This window comes from Streptomyces sp. ITFR-16, from assembly GCF_031844705.1.
Taxonomy (GTDB): Bacteria; Actinomycetota; Actinomycetes; order Streptomycetales; family Streptomycetaceae; genus Streptomyces.
This window is the reverse complement of record NZ_CP134609.1, coordinates 6,112,878-6,133,494: the sequence shown is the minus strand read 5'-3', so window position 1 is coordinate 6,133,494 and position 20,617 is coordinate 6,112,878. Positions and strand designations below refer to the sequence as shown.

20 protein-coding genes are annotated in these 20,617 nt (G+C 73.5%); 8 read left to right on the top strand and 12 right to left on the bottom strand.

From position 1 onward, the window contains the following. Nucleotides 1–7 precede the first annotated feature (7 nt). The 4 genes from RLT58_RS27150 to RLT58_RS27135 are packed head-to-tail and all read right to left on the bottom strand — an operon-like array spanning nucleotide 8 to nucleotide 4,114. Nucleotides 8–811 carry an alpha/beta fold hydrolase gene (locus RLT58_RS27150; protein WP_311312990.1) on the bottom strand — a complete coding sequence of 268 codons (804 nt, stop codon included), beginning with the start codon at nucleotides 809–811 and terminating at the stop codon, nucleotides 8–10. After that, on the bottom strand, nucleotides 808–1,647 hold the full coding sequence (locus tag RLT58_RS27145) for an aspartate dehydrogenase domain-containing protein (protein WP_311312989.1): 840 nt from the start codon (nucleotides 1,645–1,647) through the stop codon (nucleotides 808–810). The genes RLT58_RS27150 and RLT58_RS27145 overlap by 4 nt, the downstream gene beginning before the upstream one ends. Further along, entirely contained in the window at nucleotides 1,644–2,591 is a 948-nt protein-coding gene (locus RLT58_RS27140; RefSeq protein ID WP_311312988.1) for a VOC family protein, read from the bottom strand. The genes RLT58_RS27145 and RLT58_RS27140 overlap by 4 nt, the downstream gene beginning before the upstream one ends. A gap of 38 nt (nucleotides 2,592–2,629) precedes the next feature. Continuing rightward, nucleotides 2,630–4,114 carry an aldehyde dehydrogenase gene (locus RLT58_RS27135; protein ID WP_311312987.1) on the bottom strand — a complete coding sequence of 495 codons (1,485 nt, stop codon included), beginning with the start codon at nucleotides 4,112–4,114 and terminating at the stop codon, nucleotides 2,630–2,632. Nucleotides 4,115–4,425: 311 nt separating this feature from the next. Between RLT58_RS27135 and RLT58_RS27130 the strand changes: the two genes are divergently transcribed. Further along, nucleotides 4,426–5,859 carry an MFS transporter gene (locus RLT58_RS27130; protein ID WP_311312986.1) on the top strand — a complete coding sequence of 478 codons (1,434 nt, stop codon included), beginning with the start codon at nucleotides 4,426–4,428 and terminating at the stop codon, nucleotides 5,857–5,859. Nucleotides 5,860–5,909: 50 nt separating this feature from the next. Here RLT58_RS27130 and RLT58_RS27125 read toward each other — a convergent pair whose 3' ends face one another. Both RLT58_RS27125 and RLT58_RS27120 read right to left on the bottom strand, forming a co-directional pair. Beyond that, nucleotides 5,910–6,245 carry a chorismate mutase gene (locus tag RLT58_RS27125; protein WP_311312985.1) on the bottom strand — a complete coding sequence of 112 codons (336 nt, stop codon included), beginning with the start codon at nucleotides 6,243–6,245 and terminating at the stop codon, nucleotides 5,910–5,912. Between the two features lie 66 nt (nucleotides 6,246–6,311). Then, nucleotides 6,312–7,190, bottom strand: coding sequence for a helix-turn-helix domain-containing protein (locus tag RLT58_RS27120; protein WP_311312984.1), 879 nt, complete (start codon nucleotides 7,188–7,190; stop codon nucleotides 6,312–6,314). Between the two features lie 238 nt (nucleotides 7,191–7,428). Here RLT58_RS27120 and RLT58_RS27115 point away from each other — a divergent pair, with 238 nt between their 5' ends. Genes RLT58_RS27115 through RLT58_RS27105 form a run of 3 tightly spaced genes read left to right on the top strand, consistent with a single transcriptional unit; the run spans nucleotide 7,429 to nucleotide 11,238 of the window. Next, nucleotides 7,429–9,246 carry a glycoside hydrolase family 35 protein gene (locus tag RLT58_RS27115; RefSeq protein WP_311312983.1) on the top strand — a complete coding sequence of 606 codons (1,818 nt, stop codon included), beginning with the start codon at nucleotides 7,429–7,431 and terminating at the stop codon, nucleotides 9,244–9,246. Between the two features lie 24 nt (nucleotides 9,247–9,270). Continuing rightward, nucleotides 9,271–10,179 (top strand): hypothetical protein, encoded by a 909-nt coding sequence (locus RLT58_RS27110; RefSeq protein WP_311312982.1) that lies wholly within the window; start codon nucleotides 9,271–9,273, stop codon nucleotides 10,177–10,179. Nucleotides 10,180–10,218: 39 nt separating this feature from the next. Then, the gene (locus RLT58_RS27105; RefSeq protein ID WP_311312981.1) at nucleotides 10,219–11,238 is read left to right on the top strand and encodes an ankyrin repeat domain-containing protein; all 1,020 of its coding nucleotides are present in this window, start codon (nucleotides 10,219–10,221) and stop codon (nucleotides 11,236–11,238) included. Here the strand turns inward: RLT58_RS27105 and RLT58_RS27100 are convergent. After that, on the bottom strand, nucleotides 11,218–12,183 hold the full coding sequence (locus RLT58_RS27100) for an SDR family oxidoreductase (protein WP_311312980.1): 966 nt from the start codon (nucleotides 12,181–12,183) through the stop codon (nucleotides 11,218–11,220). The two genes, RLT58_RS27105 and RLT58_RS27100, sit on opposite strands and share 21 nt — an antisense overlap. A gap of 87 nt (nucleotides 12,184–12,270) precedes the next feature. On the opposite strand from RLT58_RS27100, the gene RLT58_RS27095 reads away from it, so the two are divergent. From RLT58_RS27095 to RLT58_RS27080, 4 genes are read left to right on the top strand one after another with little or no spacing between them, the layout of a single operon-like run. Continuing rightward, on the top strand, nucleotides 12,271–13,014 hold the full coding sequence (locus RLT58_RS27095) for an enoyl-CoA hydratase family protein (RefSeq protein ID WP_311312979.1): 744 nt from the start codon (nucleotides 12,271–12,273) through the stop codon (nucleotides 13,012–13,014). 17 nt (nucleotides 13,015–13,031) lie between these two features. Further along, on the top strand, nucleotides 13,032–13,886 hold the full coding sequence (locus RLT58_RS27090) for a CoA transferase subunit A (protein ID WP_399131964.1): 855 nt from the start codon (nucleotides 13,032–13,034) through the stop codon (nucleotides 13,884–13,886). Continuing rightward, nucleotides 13,883–14,632 carry a CoA-transferase subunit beta gene (locus RLT58_RS27085; RefSeq protein ID WP_311312977.1) on the top strand — a complete coding sequence of 250 codons (750 nt, stop codon included), beginning with the start codon at nucleotides 13,883–13,885 and terminating at the stop codon, nucleotides 14,630–14,632. Before RLT58_RS27090 ends, RLT58_RS27085 begins: the two co-directional genes overlap by 4 nt. Beyond that, nucleotides 14,632–15,675, top strand: coding sequence for an NAD(P)H-dependent flavin oxidoreductase (locus tag RLT58_RS27080; protein ID WP_311312976.1), 1,044 nt, complete (start codon nucleotides 14,632–14,634; stop codon nucleotides 15,673–15,675). The genes RLT58_RS27085 and RLT58_RS27080 overlap by 1 nt, the downstream gene beginning before the upstream one ends. Nucleotides 15,676–15,828: 153 nt before the next feature. On the opposite strand, the gene RLT58_RS27075 is transcribed toward RLT58_RS27080, so the two are convergent. From RLT58_RS27075 to RLT58_RS27055, 5 genes are all read right to left on the bottom strand, one after another. Continuing rightward, nucleotides 15,829–17,385 carry a DEAD/DEAH box helicase gene (locus tag RLT58_RS27075; protein WP_311312975.1) on the bottom strand — a complete coding sequence of 519 codons (1,557 nt, stop codon included), beginning with the start codon at nucleotides 17,383–17,385 and terminating at the stop codon, nucleotides 15,829–15,831. 125 nt (nucleotides 17,386–17,510) lie between these two features. After that, nucleotides 17,511–17,714 (bottom strand): cold-shock protein, encoded by a 204-nt coding sequence (locus RLT58_RS27070; RefSeq protein WP_015607926.1) that lies wholly within the window; start codon nucleotides 17,712–17,714, stop codon nucleotides 17,511–17,513. A gap of 275 nt (nucleotides 17,715–17,989) precedes the next feature. Further along, entirely contained in the window at nucleotides 17,990–19,147 is a 1,158-nt protein-coding gene (locus RLT58_RS27065; protein WP_311312974.1) for an acetyl-CoA C-acetyltransferase, read from the bottom strand. Between the two features lie 18 nt (nucleotides 19,148–19,165). After that, the gene (locus RLT58_RS27060; RefSeq protein ID WP_311312973.1) at nucleotides 19,166–19,777 is read right to left on the bottom strand and encodes a TetR/AcrR family transcriptional regulator; all 612 of its coding nucleotides are present in this window, start codon (nucleotides 19,775–19,777) and stop codon (nucleotides 19,166–19,168) included. Nucleotides 19,778–19,801: 24 nt separating this feature from the next. Continuing rightward, complete coding sequence (locus RLT58_RS27055) at nucleotides 19,802–20,584, bottom strand: SDR family oxidoreductase (RefSeq protein WP_311312972.1); 783 nt, start codon at nucleotides 20,582–20,584, stop codon at nucleotides 19,802–19,804. Nucleotides 20,585–20,617: the final 33 nt, after the last annotated feature.

The window sequence follows — 20,617 nt, the reverse complement described above, 5'->3', positions numbered from 1 at the left end:
TGCGTCGCTACGCGGGCACGCGGGCGACGACGTGGAGGTGGGCGCGGACCCAGGCGTTGAAGGCCTCGGGGCGTTCCTGGTTGGCGAGGTGCCCGGCGCCGGAGAGGGTGACGTAGACGGACTTGGCGAGGCCGCCGGCGATGGCCTGGGACTCGTCGGTGCCGGTGACGGTGTCCTGTTCGCCGCACAGGACGAGGGCCGGTGCGGTGATGGCGGGCAGGTCGTGGGTGAGGTCGGCCTCCGCCATGGACGCGGCGGCGTAGCCGTATCCGGGGGTGCGGACGGAGGCGGCCATGGTGGCGACGACGCGTGCGACGAGGCCGGGGGGCGCGTCGGCCGAGACGAGGCGCGGTCCGCGCGCGGCGGCGAAGGCCTCGGGCCCCTGGGCGGCGAGCTGTTCGGCGCGCCCGCGCATGGCCCGCGCCTTGTCCGGGTCGGTGCCGGACCCCCGGCTTGAGTCGGCGACGATCAGGGAGGCCACCAGGTCCGGGTGGCGGGCGGCGAGGCGCAGCGCGATGACGCCGCCCCAGGAGACGCCGAGGACATGGGCGGGGCCGCCGTGTGCGCGGATGAGGGCGGCGGCGGTGTCGGCGTAGCCGTCGAGGCCGGGGGCGTGGGCCGGGTCGGCGGAGCCGGCGTAGCCGGGCGCGTCCCAGGCCACCACCCGCACCTGGTCGGCGAGTTGGTCGAGCTGCGGGGCGAAGGCGGCGGACGAGGAGCCGATGCCGTGCAGGCAGAGCAGCAGCGGGGCGTCCGGGTCGCCGGCCTCCCGGGTGTGGACGGCCCCGGCCGTGAGCGTCGCGGCGGTCACAGGATCTGTCCCGCCCGGCCGACGACGGCGCCGAGGCTGCGGAGCACGGCGTGCGGGACGACCTGGCTGGTGGCCGGGTTGGCGGCGTCGGGCCGGTGGGCGACCTCGAAGCGGTACGTGCCGTGCTCGCCGGCCGCCTCGATGACGTGCCGGGTCAGGGTGGCAGCCGGGTCCGCGACCACGACGACCTGGACGAGGCCGGGGTCGCCGGTGGCCAGCGCGACCGAGGCGGCGACGTTGGTCGACCTGGGGAACTTCACCGGGACGTCGCGTGCGGTGCCGCGCATGACCTCGACGGGTCCGGTGGCCGTCCGCAGCCGTTCGGTCAGTCCGGCGTCCATCCAGGGCTGGTGGAGGGTGCCGGGAAGCTTGGTGGTGGTGAGGGTGACGGAGGTGAGGGGGCCGAGTCCCCGCACGGCCTGGAGGAGGTCGAGTCCGCCGACGGCGCCGCCGGTGAAGTAGACGCGTCCGGGTCCGGCGGCGCGCAGCCGGTCGACGAGTCCCGGGTCGACGAGGGCGCCGGTGGACGCGATCAGCAGGTCGGCGCCGCCGGTCAGGACCCGCTCGGCCCATTCCCGTACCACCGTCTGGCCCGCGGCCTCGACGATCAGGTCGCAGACGGCGAGGGCGTCCTCGAAGGAGAGCTGGGGGGCGGGGGCGTCGACGAGGGGGCGGTTGTCGATGACGCAGGTGAGTTCGGCGCCGGGGATGTGGCCCTCGGCGAGTGCGGTGCCGACGACGCGTCCGATGGCGCCCCAGCCGACGAGGCCGACGCGGCGGACGGGGCGGGCGGAGCGCGCGGGGGTGTCCGGGCGGGGGGCCGGGGTGGCGGTCATGCGGTCACCTCTTCTGATGCGGGGGCGAGGGGGCCGGGGTCGGGGGTGCCCGCCATGCGGGAGCGGATCGCGGGCGAGGGCGGTCCGGCGGTCCCCCACAGGTCGGAGAGGTCGGGGGTGCGGCGCCAGACCTTGGCGATCCAGGCGTCCTCGACGATCTGGGCGACCTCGGAGGTGTATTCGCAGACGAGTCCGGCGGGGTCGGTGAAGTAGGAGAACGTGTTGTTGCCGGGGCCGTGCCGGCCGGGCCCCCACTGCGGGGTGATCCCGTGGTGGCGGAGCCGGCCGAGGCCGCGCATGAAGTGGTCGACCGACGTCATCTCGTAGGCGACGTGGTTGAGGGAGGTCCACTCGGCCTGGTTGAACGCGATGCAGTGGTGGTCGGCGTTGCAGCGCAGGAAGGCCATCTGGTGCTCGGACCAGTCGGAGACGCGCAGGCCGAGGACCGAGGTGTAGAAGGCGACGGCCGCATCGATGTCCGTGGTGTTCAGGACGGTGTGGGTGACGCCGACGGGGACGGCGGCGTCCCGGCCGCGCGGGGTGACGGCGTGGGTCTGGGCGCTGAGCTCGATCAGCCGGCCCTCGGGGTCGGTGAAGCGCAGTCCGTAGCCGCCGCCGACCTGGTCGAGGGGGCCGGGGCCGGCTGCGGGGACGATGCCGAGGGCGAACAGCCTGCGGGCGGCCTCGTCGATCTCGGCGGGGGTGGCGACGGCGAAGGTGATGCGGCCGAGTCCGTTGCGCTCGCCCCGGCTGAGGTGCAGGACGTGGTGCTCCTCGCCGGTGCCGCGCAGCCAGGTGGCGTCCCTCTCGCGCTCGACGGCTTCCAGGCCCCAGACCTCGGCGTAGAAGTCGGCGGACTCGGTGAAGGCGGGGGTGCGGAGTTCGACGGAGCGCAGGGCGCGGAGCCGGGCGACGGGCTGGGCGGGGCGGTTCTCGTGGGGCATGGCGTTCTTCCGCTCGGGTTCGTGGGGCACGTGCGGCGTCAGTGGGCGGCGGCCCAGGGCAGCGGGGTGGTGTCGGTGGCCCAGTAGAGGGACTTCTGCCGCTGGTAGCCGCGGATCAGGTCGCGGCCCTTCTCGGTGCCGATGCCGCTGTCCTTCAGCCCGCCGAACGGGGTGGCGATGCTGAACTGCTTGTAGGTGTTGATCCAGACGGTGCCCGCGTCGATGCGGCGGGCAAGCCGCCAGGCCCTGGCGTGGTCGCGGGTCCAGATGCCGCAGGCCAGCCCGTAGACGCTGTCGTTGGCCTGGGCGACGAGGTCGTCCTCGTCGTCGAAGGGCAGGGCGATCAGGACCGGGCCGAAGATCTCCTCCTGGCAGACCCGGGCGGAGTTGGGCAGGCCGTCCAGGACGGTGGGCAGGTAGTAGGCGCCCTCGCGGTAGCGCTCGCCGTCGGGGGCCGCTCCCCCGCACCGGACGGTGGCGCCCTCGGCGCGGGCCAGGTCGACGTAGGCGGCGACGCTGTCGCGGTGGCGGTGGTGGACCAGCGGGGCGACCTGGGTGTCGGGGTCGGTGCCGGGCCCGACGCGCAGTTTCCCGGTACGGGAGACGAGCTCGCCGACGAACTCCTCGTAGCGGGAGCGGGCGACGAAGAGCCGGGAGCCTGCGATGCAGCTCTGTCCGCTGGAGGAGAAGACCCCGTACATGACGCCGGCGAGGGCCTGTTCCAGGTCGGCGTCCTCCAGCACGATCGTCGGGGACTTGCCGCCGAGTTCGAGGGAGACCGGCACGAGTCTGCCGGCGGCCGCGTGGGCGAGGGTGCGGCCGGTGGCCGTGCCGCCGGTGAAGGTGATCTTCCCGACAGCCGGGTGGCGGACGATCGCGTCGCCGATGACGCTGCCCCGGCCCGGCAGCACCGAGAGCAGCGCGGTGGGCAGGGCGGCCTCGGTGAGGGCCTGGTGGACCAGCCGGCCGAGCGCGAGGGCGACCAGCGGCGTCCACTCGGCGGGCTTGAGCAGGACGGCGTTGCCGCCGGCGAGCGCGGGGGCGAGCTTCTGGGCGTCGCTGGCGATCGGCGAGTTCCAGGGGGTGATCGCGGCGACGACGCCGATGGGTTCGTGGACGCTCATCGTGACGTACGGGCCGCGCGCGGGGGTGAGCGCGTCCTCGGCGGTCTCCAGGGCGGCGGCGGTGTAGCGGAAGGTGCCGGCCGCGCTGAGCACCAGGGCGCGGGTCTCGGTGAGGCACTTGCCGGTGTCGGCGGTCTGGAGGGCGGCGAGCCGGTCGGCGCCCTGCTCGACGAGGTCGGCGACGCGGTGCAGCAGCCGGGCCCTCAGATGGGCGGGCAGCTCGCGCCAGGCGGGGTCTTGGGCGGCGTCGGCGGCTGCGGCGGCGGCCTCCTCGACGTCGTCGAGGGAGGCGGCGTGCACGGTGGCGACGGTCCGGCCGGTGGCCGGATCGACGGTCTCGACGGGGGCCCCGCGGCCCTGCCGCCACCGTCCCGCGACCAACACCTCGTCGGCAAGCATCAGTTGGCCTCCTGCTGTCGTGTCGGTTACCTCAGGGCTAAAAATCTAAGTGCTTAAGTAATTGACCGCAAGCCCCCCTCGGCGAAAATCCTTTTGGCCCGAGGGTCTTGACGGGCTCCACCCCGGGACCGATAAAACTTAAGCCCTAAGAAGCTAGGCGCTTACAGAGGTCCGTGGGCGATGTCACCCGCTCCTGAGCCCTGTGCGTACGTCCCCACCCGTACGCTCACCTCACTCCCGCCCCCTCCGTAACCCGTGTACCTGGCTCTCCCCAACCGCTCCGGTCCCCCGCGGAGCAGGAGGAACCCTGGATGAGCACCGACACCTCGCAGGACGCCGCACCGGGACCGTCCCCGGCCGGCACCACCCGCGCCGCCGTCGCCGCCCGCTTCGAGCGGCTGCCGCTCTCGCGCTGGCACGTCACCGTCCGCCTGATCGTGGGGGTTGTCACCTTCTTCGAGGCCTTCGACCAGTTGCTGATCGCCTACGCGCTGCCCGAACTGCGCGAGGAATGGCACCTGACCACGGGCGACGCCACCGCCGTGCTGACCGTCGGCTCGGCGGGCATGCTCGTCGGCGCCCTGCTCTCGGGGCGGCTGGCCGACCGCTACGGCCGGGTGAGGGTGATCGCGTACTGCGTGGCCGTCTCCGGCCTGGCGAGCCTCGCCCTGACCGCCTGCACCTCGCTCACCCCGTTCCTGGCGCTGCGCTTCGTGCAGGGCCTCGCGATCGGCGGCGAGGTACCGGTGGCGGCCGCCTTCATCAGCGAGATCACCCGCAGCTTCAAGCGCGGCCGCTTCGTCCTGCTGTACGAACTCGTCTTCCCGGCCGGCCTCACCGTCGGGGCGCTGGTCGCGGCCTGGGTGGTCCCGGCGGCGGGCTGGCGCACGATGTTCGCGGTCGCCGCCGTGCCCGGCCTGCTGGCCTTCCTGGTCCAGCGCAGGGTCCCGGAGTCACCGCGCTGGCTCGCGGACCGGGGCCGCCTCGCGGAGGCCGACGCGGTGCTGAGCGGCATCGAGGCGAAGGTGTCGGCCGCGACGGGCCGGCCGCTGCCCCCGCCGGTCCTCGGCGCCGCCGGGCCCGCGCCCGCCGCCGGAGCCGCCGCCACCCCGGCGGAACACGCCGCGAGCGGTGTCCGCGGCCTGTTCACCGGCCGCTACCGGCGCCGCACCCTGGTCGTCGGCGCGATCTGGTTCACCGGCTACTTCGTGAACTACGGCGTGACGTCCTGGCTGCCCAGCATCTACAAGGACGCCTACGGCCTCACCCTCTCCGACGCCCTGATCCACTCCACGGTGACGTCGGTGGCCGGGCTGCTCGGCTGTCTGCTCGTCGCCCTCACCGTGGATGTGTTCGGCCGCCGCCGGATCTTCGCCGTCTGCCTCGGCGCCTCGGCCGCGCTGCTGCTCACACTCGCGGCGCTCGGCGCCCGTACCCCCGGGCAGGTCCTGCTCTGGACCTCGCTCTCGGCGGTCGGCTTCTTCGGCTCCAACATCTGCCTGTACCTGTACACGCCCGAGCTGTACCCGACCCGGATGCGCGCCCTGGGCTGCAGCGTCGGCGGTGCGGTCAACCGGCTGGGCGTGATCCTCGGCCCGGTCCTGGTGGGCGTGGTCTACGCGGCCGGCCACAGCGTCACGGCGGTCTTCGTGATGCTGGGAACGGTGGCCGCGCTCGGCGCGGTGGTGGCCGGGACACTGGCGGAGGAGACGGCGAACCGGCCGCTGGAGGAGATCTCTCCCTGACCGGCGGCCGGCGGGCGGGGCCCGGCGGGCGGCGCGCAGCCGAGGAGGCCCTACGCCTGCGCGCCGCCCGCCGGGTGCGCCGACTCCTCGGCGATGCGCTCGTGGTGGCGGATGACCTCGGCCACGATGAAGTTCAGCAGCTTCTCCGCGAACGCCGGGTCCAGGTGCGCACTCTCCGCGAGCTGCCGCAGCCGGGCGATCTGCCGGGACTCACGGGCCGGGTCCGCCGGGGGCAGCTGGTGGGCGGCCTTGAGATGACCGACCTGCTGGGTGCACTTGAAGCGCTCGGCCAGCATGTGGACAACAGCCGCGTCGATGTTGTCGATGCTCTCGCGCAGCCGTTTCAGCTCGGCGCCTACGGACTCGTCGATGTCGCTCGTGGTCATGGTCAGCGAGCTTAGAGGGTCCCTCGCGCCGGGTTCCGCGGGGTTGCGGAACGACCGCCCGCGGGGCTACGGGATGATCGTCGGCGGGTGCTCCGCGTCGGGCACCCGGTCGCTCCAGCCGCCCGGCACACTGCGGCCCTGCTGCTCGCGGAAGCGCACCGGGGCCATGCCGACCCGGCGGGCGAACAGCCGGGAGAAGTACGCCGGATCGTCGTACCCGACCCGCCGGGCGACGGCGGCGACCGGCAGGTCCCCGGTGGCGAGGAGCTCCTTGGCACGGCCGAGCCGGATGCCGAGGAGATAGTCCTTCGGACTGCACCCCGCGCTCCGCCGCACCGCCGTGCGCAGTTCGGCGGAGGTCATGCCGTGCCGGGCCGCGTGCTCGGCCACCGAGAGCGGCCGGAAGGCGTCCCGGGCCAGCGCCTGGAGCACCGGGTCGCCGTCGGGTCCCACGTCCGCGCGGGCCCGGCGCAGCGCGACGAGCAGTTCGTGGACGGCCGCACCGGTCTCCACCTCCAGCAGCGGATTGCCGCGCCGGGCCGCACGCACCATCCGGCCGACGGCGGCGCGCGGGCCCGCCGTGTCGGCGAGCGGGACGAGGGGCCGGTCCGGCTCGATGTAGCCGAGTTCGGTGTACGTGGCGGTGGCGGGCCCGGTGAAGTCGACGAAGCTCTCGTCCCAGCCGGTGGCCGGGTCGGCGCCGTAGTGGTGCGGGGTGCCGGGGGTCAGCCAGATCAGGCTGGGGCCCGTCACGGGCACCCGGCGCCCGTCGGGCCCGGCGAACCATCCGCTGCCCGCGTTGATGACGACGGCCACATGGTGGTCCAGGGTGCGCGGGCCCACGGTCGGCAGAGTGCCGTGCTGGAGGCCCACCCCGAGACAGACCAGGCCCAGGCGGTGGTGGAGCGGGCTGGGGGTGAAGAAGCGCATCCAGGTGTGGTACATCGGCCTTCGCTCCCCGGTCCTCTCGTCGCGCGCCGCTCGTCGCGTGGGCGTGTGCTGCGTGTGCTGCGTCCAAACAGCCATGATCTTTGTCCATGGACCGGCCGCACGCCAGGGCTGAGGCTGGGCCGTGACATTCCTCCCGGGTTCGCCCGCTCCGTCGCACGTGCCGCGTTCCGCCGGCAGCGGTCCCGGGGCGGCGCCGGTCCCGGGACCACGCGCACAGGAGAGAACGAGCACGATGGCTGACTTCACCGTGGGGGACGACCACTTCCGGCTCGACGGGAAGCCCGTACGGCTGCTGTCGGGGGCTCTGCACTACTTCCGGGTGCACGAGGCGCAGTGGGACCACCGGCTGTCGATGCTGCGGGCGATGGGCCTGAACTGCGTCGAGACGTATGTGCCGTGGAACCTCCACGAGCCGCGTCCGGGCGCGTTCCGCGACGTCGGCGCGCTCGGCCGGTTCCTGGACGCGGCGCGGCGGGCGGGGCTGTGGGCGATCGTCCGCCCCGGCCCGTACATCTGCGCGGAGTGGGAGAACGGCGGTCTGCCGGCCTGGGTGACCGGGCGGTTCGGGCGGCGGGTGCGGACCCGGGACGCGGGCTATCTCGACGCGGTGCGCGCCTGGTTCGCCGAGCTGCTGCCGCAGGTCGTGGAGCGGCAGACGGGCCGGGGCGGCCCGGTGGTCATGGTGCAGGCGGAGAACGAGTACGGCAGCTACGGCACCGACCAGGTCTATCTGCGCCGGGTGGCCGGGCTGCTGCGCGAGGCGGGCGTGGACGTCCCGCTGTTCACCTCCGACGGGCCGGAGGACCACATGCTCACGGGCGGTTCGGTGCCCGGCCTGCTCGCCACGGCGAACTTCGGCTCGGGCGCGCGCGAGGCCTTCCGTGTGCTGCGCCGCCACCAGCCATCGGGACCGCTGATGTGCATGGAGTTCTGGTGCGGCTGGTTCGAGCACTGGGGCGCGCCGCCGGTCGTACGGGATCCGGCGCAGGCGGCCGGCGCGCTGCGGGAGATCCTGGAGTGCGGGGCCTCGGTGAACATCTACATGGCGCACGGCGGGACGAACTTCGCCGGCTGGGCGGGCGCCAACCGCTCCGGCCCGCTCCAGGACCAGGACCTGCTGCCGACGGTGACCTCCTACGACTACGACGCGCCCGTGGACGAGTACGGCCGGCCCACGGAGAAGTTCCGCCTGTTCCGTGACGTCCTCGCCGCCTACGCGGACGGGCCGCTGCCGGAGCCGCCGCCCGAGCCCGCCGGCCTGGCGGAGCCGGTGCGGGCCGTGCTGGGCGAGTGGGCGCCGCTCTCCGCCGTGCTGGAGGCGCTCGGTGACGAGGAGACCGAGGAGTCGGGGGTGCCGCCCACGTTCGAGGAGCTGGGGGTCGACCGCGGGCTGGTGCGCTACCGGGTCGCGGTGCCGGGCCCCCGCCGCCCGTACGCCCTCGGTGTCGCGGGCCTGCGGGACCGGGCGGTGGTGTACGTGGACGGGGTCCGCAAGGGGGTCCTGGCCGAGGAGGACGCCGTGCTCGACGAGCCGGTGGCCGGGCCCGCCGATGTGGAGCTCTGGGTGGAGTCGCTGGGCCGGGTCAACTACGGGCCGCGCCTGGGCGAGCCGAAGGGGATCACCGGGGGCGTGCTGCACGAGCGCCAGTATCTGCACGGGGTGCGGGCGCGGGCGCTGCGGCTGGACGCGTTCGACGCGCCGGACGGCGGGGACCCGCTGGCGGGCGTCCGGTTCGAGGCGGTCGACGAGGCCGCGGGGACCGGGCTGTTCCGGGGTTCGTTCACGCTCGCCGACGTGTCCGGGACGGGGCACGCGGGGCTCGAACTGCCTGGCTGGATGCGTGGCTTCGTCTGGGTGAACGGCTTCTGCCTCGGGCGCTACTGGTCGGCGGGCCCCCAGCACACGCTGTACGTACCGGGTCCGGTGCTGCGGGAGGGCGTCAACGAGGTGTGGGTGCTGGAGACGGAGCAGGCCGGGGCGCCGTACGCGGAGCTGGGCCCGGGAGCGCCCCCGCGCGCGGACGGTCCCGTTACAGTGGGGAGGAGTTGAGCGTCGCGGAACGGGGGTACGGACGTGGCGGACAGCCCCCACGGCAGCCCGGTGGTGCACGGCTTCCCGCATCTGGCCACCGTCCGCTCCGCCGTCACCGCGCTCTACCGGCGGCTCTCGTACGACGGTGTGCACCGCTTCGCCCCGAGCCTCGCCCCGGTCGAGGCCGCCTTCGCCGACGCCGATGACCTGCATCTGGGCACCCAGCGGGTGGCGCGGGCGATGGTGCAGCATCTGCGGCTGCCGGACGCGCGGATGATCGTGGCGTTCCGCGCGATGGAGCACGCGGGAAGCGTGGAACTCGCGGCGGGCCCCGAGTACTCCATCGAGCTGAACGACCGGTTCCGTACGCATCGCAGGGACATCGGCGCCGCGCTCTCCCACGAGGTCATGCATGTGCTGCTGCACCGCCTGGGCCTGGAGTTCCCGGGGACCCGGGACAACGAGATCCTGACCGACACGGCGGCCGCCTATCTGGGGGCGGGCTGGCTGCTGCTGGACGCGTTCCGGGAGGACGCCACGTCCAGCCAGAAGCTCGGCTACCTCACCCCGGAGGAGTTCGGGTACGTGCTGGCCAAACGGGCGATCGCCTTCGACGAGGACCCCTCGCCGTGGTTCACCAGCCCGCAGGCGTACACCGCGTACACCAAGGGCCGGGCCCAGGCGCTGCGCGAGAGCGCGCAGCCGCCGCTCACGGCGGCCGGCTGGGCGGGCCGCCGCAGGTACGCCAAGGACCGGCGGTACGCACAGGACCATCCCGGCGCGGGCGCGGCACCGGGTCAGGAGGTCCCGTACACCTTCGAGACCTCAGGGGACGGGCTCCGGGTCGCCTTTCCGTGCCCCACCTGCCACCAGCGCAACCGGATTCCGGTCCGGGGCCGGGTGCGCGCCCGGTGCGCGCTGTGCCGCACGGTGCTGGACTGCACCACCTGAGCCAACGGGCTGTGCCGCACGGCGTATTACAGTCGAAATGTGACAGAAGATCCGAGGGCGGAGACAGCGGGCGCGGCGGACGGGCAGCGCCTGTCCGCCGCGCTGTACGAGGGCGACGACGCCGTCGTACGGCTGCTCCGCGCCGGTGTGCCCGCCGAGTCGGTGGACGAGGAGGGCACGAGCGCGCTCTATCTGGCGGCGGTCTCGGACCGTCCCGGGGCGGTGCGGCTGCTCCTCGCCGCCGGCGCCGACCCGGACCGGGCCTGCGGTCCCGAGGCCGGTGATCTGCCGCTGTGCGGGGCGGCGTGCGGCGGTCACACGGAGGTGGTCGAGGCGCTGCTGTCCGCCGGGGCACGGCCGGATCTGCGCGAGCAGTTCGGGTTCACGGCCCTGCGCTGGGCGGTGGGGCTCGGTCACGCCCGGACGGCTGAGGTGCTTCTCGCGTACGGCGCCGACCCCTGCCTCCCGGGCCCCGAGGGCGAGTCGCCCCTGCTGCTCGCCGCCCGGCGCGGCTCCCTGGAGACGGTACGGGCGCTGCTGCGCCGGGGCGCGGGGGCACGCGAGGGCGCGGTCGATGAGGCGCTCGGCGAGGCGCGCCGGATGCTGGACGTGGACCTGGAGCGGGAGATGCGCGACGGACTGCGGGAGGTGTACGGGGACCGGCCCGGGTACGAGGTCGTGGCGCGGCGCGACGTGGTCGACGGCGGGGAGACGCTGACCGTCGAACTGGTGCGGGACGGGCACCCGTCGGCGGGGCGCGACCAGCAGACGGGGCACGGGGCGATCGCCACGGTCCTGGAGGGCGAGCTGGGTATCCGGGCCCCCTTCGAGGAGCTGGCGCGACGGGCCCTGCGGTCGGGGCGGCCGGAGCTGGACAACTGGCGGGTGGCGGTGGAGGCGTTGTGCGGGCGGGGGGACGAGGAGACGCGGCAGGCGGCAATGGCGTGGTGTGCGAGCGGTGACGCGGCGCGGGTGGCGCTGGGGGCGGAGGTGCTGGCGGGGCTGGGTGCCCCGGGAGCGCTGCCGGACCCCCGCTCCTCAACCGCCGGAGGGGCTTGAAGCGGAGGGGCCTGAGGCGGAGGGGCTCGGGTGCGCCGGCGCTCCGTACACCGGGGCGGGCTCCGCCGCCCGCGCCAGCAGCTTGCGTACCGTCTCGTCCACCGCCGCCACGTCCCAGCGTTCGCCCCGGTCCGCCGTCGGGCCCGTGCGCCAGCCCTCCATCACCGTGATCCTGCCCGCCTCCGCCTCGAAGACCCGGCCCGTCACCCCGTCGCTGGCGGCCGAGCCGAGCCACACCACCAGCGGGGACACGTTCTCCGGCGCCATCGCGTCGAACGCCCCCTCCCCCGGTGCCGCCATCGTCTGCGCGAAGGTCCGCTCCGTCATCCGGGTCCGCGCCGCCGGGGCGATGGCGTTGACCTGGACCCCGTAACGCGCCATCTCCTCGGCGGCCACCAGGGTCAGACCGAGGATTCCGGCCTTCGCGGCGGAGTAGTTGCCCTGGCCGACGCTGCCGAGGAGGCCCGCCCCCGAGCTGGTGTTGATCACCCGTGCGACGGGCGTGCGCCCCGCCTTCGTCTCGGCGCGCCAGTGGGCCGCCGCATGCTTCAGGGGCAGGAAGTGGCCCTTGAGATGAACCCGCATCACGGCGTCCCAGTCGTCCTCGTCCAGGTTGACCAGCATCCGGTCCCGCAGAAAGCCCGCGTTGTTGACCAGGGTGTCCAGCCGGCCGAAGGCGTCCAGCGCCGCCGCGACCAGGCCGGACGCGCCCTCGGTGGTGGCGATGTCGCCGCCGTGCGCGACCGCCTCGCCGCCGGCCGCCACGATCGCGTCGGCCACCTGCCGGGCCGGCCCCGAAGAGATGCCGTCGCCGTCCGGACCGGTCCCCAGGTCGTTGACGACCACCTTCGCCCCCTCGGCCGCGAAGGCGAGCGCATGGGCCCGGCCCAGACCGCGCCCCGCACCCGTCACGATCACCACACGGCCGTCGCACAGACCGGTCATCACTCATCTCCCCTGTTGGCGATGCGGGGGCAGGCTGCTACCTTCCACACCTAACAAATGTTTGGTGGAAAGGTAGCTGATTCACTCATGGGTGTCTCCACCACCTGTCCCGGCAGCGGAATCCGGCTCGTCACCGCCGACTACCCACCCGTCAACGCCCTCCCCGTCAAGGGCTGGTACGCCCTGGCCGACGCGGTCCGCGCCGCCGGCCGCGACCCCGAAGCGCGCTGTGTCGTCCTCGCCGCCTCCGGCCGGGGCTTCAACGCGGGGGTCGACATCAAGGAGATGCAGCGCGCCTCCGGGCACGAGGCGCTGCTCGGCGCCAACAGGGGCTGCTCCGAGGCGTTCGCCGCGGTGTACGAGTGCGAGGTCCCGGTCGTCGCCGCCGTGCAGGGCTTCTGCCTCGGCGGCGGCATCGGGCTCGTCGGCAACGCGGACGCGATCGTGGCGAGCGAGGACGCGACCTTCGGCCTGCCCGAGCTGGACCGGGGCGCGCTCGGTGCCGCGACCCATCTGTCCCGGCTGGTCCCGCAGCACCTGATGCGCACGCTGTACTACACCTCCCGCACCGCCACCGCCGCCGAACTGCACGCCCACGGCTCGGTGTGGCGGGTCGTGCCCCGTACCGAACTCATGGACGCGGCCCTGGCGTTGGCTGCGGAGATCGCCCGCAAGGACGGCTCCCTCATCCGGCTGGCCAAGGCCGCGATCAACGGCATCGACCCGGTGGACGTGCGCCGCAGCTACCGCTTCGAGCAGGGCTTCACCTTCGAGGCCGGCCTCAGCGGCGTCGCCGGCCGCGTCCGCGACACCTTCGGCAAGGAGGCATGACGGTGACCGACAAGACCATGACGGCCGAGGAGGCCGTGTCCCGGCTCCGCAGCGGCATGACCCTCGGCATCGGCGGCTGGGGCTCGCGCCGCAAACCGATGGCCCTGGTCCGGGCCCTGCTCCGCTCCGACGTCACCGACCTCACGGTGATCTCGTACGGCGGCCCCGATGTCGGCCTGCTCGCCGCCGCCGGACGCATCCGCAGGCTCGTCGCCGCCTTCGTCACGCTCGACTCGGTCCCGCTGGAGCCGCACTTCCGCGCGGCCCGCCAGCAAGGGGCGTTCGAGCTGACGGAGATCGACGAGGCCATGTTCATGTGGGGGCTGCACGCCGCCGCGAACCGGCTGCCGTTCCTGCCCGTGCGCGCCGGGATCGGTTCGGACGTGATGCGGGTCAACCCCGGTCTGCGCACGGTCGTCTCGCCGTACGAGGACGGCGAGGAGTTCGTCGCGATGCCCGCCCTGCGGATGGACGCCGCCCTCGTCCACCTCAACCGCGCCGACTGGCAGGGCAACGGCCAGTACCTGGGCCCCGACCCGTACTTCGACGACCTGTTCTGCGAGGCCGCCGACACCGCGTACGTCTCCTGCGAACGCCTGGTGGAGACGGCGGAGCTGACCGGGACCGCGGCGCCGCAGACCCTTCTGGTGCAGCGGCACTCCGTCACCGGGGTCGTCGAGGCCCCGAACGGCGCGCACTTCACCTCCTGCGTCCCCGACCACCCGCGTGACGAGGCCTTCCAGAAGGCGTACGCCACCGCTGCGGCGGACCCCGACGCCTGGGCGGCCTTCACCGACCGCTTCCTGCACCCCCGGGGCGACGAGAAAAGCTATCGGGCGGCCGTCCGGGCCTGGCACGAGGAGCAGAAGTGAGCGAGTCATTCACCGGCACGGCCACCCGGGCCGAGTACTGCGTGATCGCCTGCGCGGAGGCGTGGCGCGGCGACGGCGAGGTGCTCGCCGGCCCGATGGGCCCGGTCCCCTCCGTCGGCGCCCGGCTCGCCCGGCTGACCTTCGCGCCCGACCTGCTGCTCACCGACGGCGAGGCGCTGATCGTCGGCCCGGACGGCGCGCCCGAGGGCTGGCTGCCGTACCGCAGGCACCTCACCATGGTCACCGGCGGCCGGCGGCACGTGATGATGGGCGCGAGCCAGATCGACCGGTACGGCAACCAGAACATCTCCTGCATCGGCGACTGGGCCCTGCCCGCCCGCCAGCTGCTCGGCGTGCGCGGCGCACCCGTGAACACCCTGAACAATCCCGTCAGTTACTGGATCCCCCGGCACTCGCCCCGGGTGTTCGTCGAGCGTGTGGACATGATCTGCGGTGTCGGGTACGACAGCGCGGCGGCGGCCGGTCCCTCCGCGACCCGCTACCACCGCATCCCGAGGGTGGTCAGCGATCTCGGGGTGTTCGACTTCGCGACCCCGGACCACTCGATGCGGCTGGCCTCGCTGCATCCGGGGGTCACCGTCGACGCGGTCCGCGCGGCGACGGGTTTCTCGCTCGCCGTCGCGGACGACGTCCCGTACACCCGTGAGCCGACCGCCGGGGAACTGCGCCTGATCCGTGAGGTCATCGACCCGGCGGGCGCCCGGGACCGCGAGGTGAGGGTCTGATGCGCACCCGGCTCACGGAACTCGTCGGGGTCCGCCACCCGATCGTCCAGACCGGCATGGGCTGGGTCGCGGGGCCCCGGCTGGTGTCCGCCACGGCCGAGGCGGGCGCGCTCGGCATCCTCGCCTCGGCGACGATGACCACCGAACAGCTGCGGGCGGCGGTACGGGAGGTCAAGTCCCGTACGCGGGAGCCCTTCGGGGTCAACCTGCGCGCCGACGCCGGTGACGCGCGCGAGCGGGTGCGGATCATCGTCGAGGAGGGGGTGCGGGTGGCCTCGTTCGCACTGGCCCCCTCGAAGGAGCTGATCTCCGAGCTGAGGGACGCGGGGGTGGTCGTCATCCCGTCCGTCGGCGCGCGGCGCCATGCGGAGAAGGTCGCGGCATGGGGGGCGGACGCGGTGATCGTGCAGGGCGGCGAGGGTGGCGGTCACACCGGCGAGGTCGCCACCTGTGTACTGCTGCCGCAGGTGGTCGACGCGGTGGACATCCCGGTGATCGCGGCGGGCGGCTTCCACGACGGCCGGGGGCTGGTCGCGGCGCTGGCGTACGGGGCGGCGGGCGTCGCCATGGGGACGCGCTTCCTGCTGACGGCCGAATCGACGGTGCCGGACGCGGTCAAGGCCCGCTATCTGGCGGCGGGCGTCAAGGACGTCACGGTCACGACGGCGGTCGACGGGCTGCCGCACCGGATGCTGCGGACGGAGATGGTCGCGGCGCTGGAGCACGCGGGCCGGGTGCGTTCCCTGGCCCAGGCGGTGCGCCGGGCGTCGGGCTTCCGGCGGATCTCCGGACTGAGCTGGCCCCGGATGGTGCGCGACGGGCTGGCGATGCGGCACGGCAGGGAGCTGTCGTGGAGCCAGGTGCTGATGGCGGCCAACACCCCCATGCTGCTGAAGGCCGCGATGGTGGACGGCCGCACGGACCTGGGCGTGATGGCCTCCGGCCAGGTCGCGGGGGTCATCGAGGACCTGCCGACGGTGGCGGCCCTGGTGACGAGGGTGATGGCGGAGGCGGAGGCGCGTGCGGCGTCGCTGAGCCGCTGAAACCCAGCGCCTGCGGGCCGCGAACCCGGCCCGGGCGGGAAAACCCAGCCCAGGTGGCAAAGACCAGCCCGTCCGGCGTCTGAGGACGGGAGCGGTGCTCGGGAGACCCCGATCACCGCTCCGTCCTCAGACGCCGGACGGACTGAAAGGGCGCTACGCCGCCCGACGGCCCCGCGTCGGCGCGGAACCGCGGGACGCGGCACCACGCGCAGACGCACCGGCGCCGCCTCCGCCCCCGCGGCGGCCCCGCCCCCGGCTCCCCGAGCGGAACCCGGACCCCGCACCGGCCCCGCCGGCACCCGCACGGGCCTTCGGCTTGGCCTGCACCGGCTGCGGGACCTCGATCACGATCGCGACACCCGACGGCTCGCGCGCCCCGGTGATCCGGGTGAGCTCCTCGTCGGTGGACTTGATCCGGGTGGTGTGCGGCGCGATGCCCGCGTCCTGCATCAGCCGGGTCATCTCCCGCTTCTCCTCGGGCAGCACCAGCGTGACGACACTGCCGGACTCCCCGGCGCGCGCGGTGCGCCCGCCTCGGTGGAGGTAGTCCTTGTGGTCCGTGGGCGGGTCCACGTTGACGACCAGGTCGAGATCGTCGACGTGGATGCCACGGGCCGCCACGTTCGTCGCGACGAGCGCGGTGACCTGGCCGTTCTTGAACTGGTCCAGGGTCCGGTTGCGCTGCGGCTGCGAGCGCCCGCCGTGCAGGGCGGCAGCCCGTACACCGCTGGCGAGCAGCCGCTTGGCGAAGCGGTCGGCGGCACGCTTGGTGTCGACGAACATGATCACGCGGCCCTCACGGGCGGCGATCTTCGTGGCGACGGCCTTCTTGTCGGTCTCGTCGAGCACATGGAGGACGTGGTGCTCCATGGTGGTGACCGCGCCTGCGGACGGGTCGACCGAGTGCACGACGGGGTCGGTCAGGAACATCTTGACCAGACGGTCGATGTTCTTGTCCAGGGTCGCGGAGAAGAGCATCCGCTGCCCGTCCGGCTCGACCTGCTTGAGCAGGGCGACGACCTGCGGCATGAAGCCCATGTCGGCCATCTGGTCGGCCTCGTCGAGGACGGTGATGGCGACCTGGTCCAGGCGGCAGTCGCCGCGCTCGATGAGGTCCTTGAGCCGGCCCGGCGTGGCGACGAGCACCTCGGCGCCCCGGCGCAGCGTGGCGGACTGCTTGGTGATGGACATGCCGCCGACGACGGTGGCCAGCCGCAGGTTCACGGAGGTCGCGTACGGCGTCATCGCGTCGGTGACCTGCTGGGCGAGCTCGCGGGTCGGGACGAGGACGAGGACCAGCGGGGCCTTCGGCTCGGCGCGGCGTCCGGCGGTGCGGGCCAGCAGGGCGAGGCCGAAGGCCAGGGTCTTGCCGGAGCCGGTGCGGCCGCGGCCGAGGATGTCCCGGCCGGCCAGCGAGTTCGGCAGGGTGGCGCCCTGGATCGGGAACGGGTCGGTGACGCCCTGCGCGGCAAGGGTTTTCAGCAGGGCGGCGGGCATGTCCAGCTCGGCGAACGCCTCGACGGCGGGCAGTGCGGGGGTCATGGTTTCGGGCAGGGCGAACTCACCCTGCGGCGGCGTGGCCCTGCGACGGGGCGACGCCTTTCCGGATCCCTTGCCGGAACCCTGTGCGGTTGCCTTTGCCTGGGCCGCGCCGCGCCCCCTCGACGGGCGATTACGGGCGGGACGGTCCTGACGTTCGGAGCGGGTCATACGGAATTGCCCTCCTGGGGATTCCTGGGAACTACATGGAGCTGCTGGGATCTCCCAGGGACAGCACAAGCCGGGACCCGCACCTTCACGGTGCGGGCCCCGGCTGCGAGGTACGCGTCCGGCGATTAGGCCGGGACGATGTTCTCCGCCTGCGGGCCCTTCTGGCCCTGCGTGACGTCGAAGGAGACCTTCTGGCCCTCCTGGAGCTCACGGAAGCCCTGGGTGGCGATGTTGGAGTAGTGGGCGAAGACGTCGGCGCCGCCGCCGTCCTGCTCGATGAAGCCGAAGCCCTTTTCCGAGTTGAACCACTTCACGGTTCCAGTAGCCATGTCATTCTCCTAAAACAGGTGCAGTGCCGGAAATCCGCACTTTACGGATTCCAAGTCGCCGCATTGAGCCCCACCCGGAGAAAGCCGGAAAACAATAAAGCGCCTGAGGAAGCATTCCCGTCAGGCGCACATAAAGTTCATGGGTACCAAAACTGCAACCGGACCACCGTAGCACGATCCGTCGACCGACGGTGGGAGGCGCCACGCCGCCGGCCTGCCCGGAGTCGTCCCCGGAGGCGTTTCCGGGGGCGGCCCCGGGGCCGCTTTTCAGATTCTCAGAGCCGTTCGACGATGGTCACATTCGCCTGGCCGCCGCCCTCGCACATGGTCTGGAGCCCGTAACGGCCGCCCGTGCGTTCCAGTTCGTGCAGCAGGGTCGTCATCAGCCGGGCCCCGGTGGCGCCCAGCGGGTGGCCCAGGGCTATCGCGCCGCCGTTGACGTTGACCCGGTCCGGATCGGCGCCGGTCTCTTTCAGCCAGGCGAGGACGACCGGCGCGAAGGCCTCGTTGATCTCGACCAGGTCGATGTCGTCGATCGACATGCCGGTCCTCCGCAGCGCGTGGGCGGTGGCCGGGATCGGGGCGGAGAGCATCCGGATGGGGTCCTCGCCCCGCACCGACAGGTGATGGATGCGGGCGCGGGGGGTGAGGCCGTGCACGGCGACGGCCTGTTCGGAGGCGATGAGCAGCGCGGCGGCCCCGTCGGAGACCTGGGAGGAGCAGGCCGCGGTGATGGTGCCGCCGTCCACCACCGGCTTCAATCCCGCCATTTTCTCCAGGGTGGTGTCGCGGCGCGGCCCCTCGTCGGCGGTGACGTCCCCGTACGCGACGGTCTCGCGCGCGAAACGGCCCTCGTCGAGGGCGCGGACCGCGCGGCGGTGCGAGACGAGGGCGAACTCCTCCATGTCGCGGCGGCCGATCCCCCACTTCTCGGCGATCAGCTGGGCGCCGTGGAACTGGTTGACGGGCCGGTCGCCGTAGCGGGCCCGCCAGCCCTCGCTGCCGGCGAACGGGCCGGCGGTGAGACCGAGGGGCTCGGCGGCCTGCCGGGAGGCGAAGGCGATCGGGATCTGGGTCATGTTCTGGGTGCCGCCGGCGACGACCAGGTCCTGGGTGCCGGAGAGCACGCCCTGGGCCGCGAAGTGCACGGCCTGCTGGGAGGAGCCGCACTGCCGGTCGACGGTGACGCCGGGGACCTCCTCGGGCAGCCCGGCCGCCAGCCAGCTGGTGCGGGCGATGTCCCCGGCCTGCGGACCGACGGTGTCGAGGCAGCCGAACACCACGTCGTCGACCGCCGCCGGGTCGATGCCGGACCGCTCGACGAGGGCCCTGAGCACATGGGCGCCGAGGTCGGCGGGGTGGACGGCCCCGAGGCCTCCTCCGCGCCGCCCCACGGGGGTGCGTACCGCTTCGACGATGTAGGCCTCGGCCATGGCTGCTCCTCGGGTGCGTCAGTGACGGAGGGCGATCCCGTCCAGGACCATCGAGAGGTACTGGCGGGCGATCTCCTCGGGGCTGTGCTGTCCGCCGGGCCGGTACCAGGAGGCGGCGACCCAGACGGTGTCGCGCACGAACCGGTAGGTCAGACGGATGTCCAGGTCGGCCCGGAAGGTCCGGTCGGCGACGCCGCGCTCCAGGGTGCCGAGCCAGGCCTTCTCGAACTTCTGCTGGGAGTCGGCGAGGTACTGGAAGCGCGGCCGGACGGCCAGCTGCCGGGCCTCCTTCTGGTAGATGGCGACGGCGGCGCGGTGCCGGTCGATCTCGCGGAAGGACTCGGTGACGAGCGCCTCGATGGTCTCCCTGGGGCCGAGTCCGGCGCCGAGCACGGCGTCGTACCCGTCCCAGAGCTCGTCGAGGAAGGCGGAGAGGATCTCGTCGACCATCGATTCCTTGGAATCGAAGTGGTAGTAGAGGCTGCCCGCGAGCATTCCGGCCGCGTCCGCGATCCTGCGTACGGTCGTGGCGTTGTATCCCTCGGCGGCGAACACCTCGGCGGCGGTGGCCAGCAGTTCGGCACGGCGCTCCGGCGAGGGGGTCACCTGGGGCTTCTTCTTGGTAGGCACCCGGCCATTCTCCGCCCCGCCGGGTCAGGCACGCTGACTGCTGACGGAGACGACCTCGCCCGTCATGTACGAGGAGTAGCCGCTCGCCAGGAAGACGATGACGTTGGCGACCTCCCACGGCTCGGCGTACCGGCCGAAGGCCTCCTTGTCCGTCAGCTCGTCGAGGAGTTCGTCGGAGGTCACCTTCACCAGGTGGGGGTGCATGGCGAGGCTGGGCGCGACCGCGTTGACGCGTACGCCGTACGCGGCGGCCTCGACGGCGGCGCAGCGGGTGAGGGCCATGACGCCCGCCTTCGCGGCGGCGTAGTGGGCCTGGCCGCTCTGGGCGCGCCAGCCGACGACCGAGGCGTTGTTGACGACGACGCCGCCCCGGCCGGCCGCCCGCAGGGAGCGCAGGGCCGCGCGGGTGCAGCGGAAGGTGCCGTTGAGGGTGACGTCGAGGACCTTGCTCCACTGGGCGTCGGTCATCTCGGTGAGGGTCGCGGTGCCGCCGAGCCCGGCGTTGTTGACGACGACGTCGAGTCCGCCGTGGGCCTGCTCGGCGTGCGCGAACAGCGCCCGGACCTGTGTCTCGTCGGTGACGTCGCAGGGCAGTGAGGTGACCCGGTCCGCGCCGAACTCCCCGGCGAGGGCGCGTTCGGTCTCCGCGAGCCGGCGGGTGTGCGCGTCGCCGATGACGATCCGGGCGCCCTCCTCCAGGAACCTGCGGGCGGTGGCGCCGCCGATGCCCGCGCCCGCCGCCGCGGTGATGACGGCACAGCGTCCGTCCAGGAGCCCGTGACCGGGGAGGTACTGCGGTGCGCCCACGTCCGTGACTCCTTCGCCCTCGGGTCCTCGACG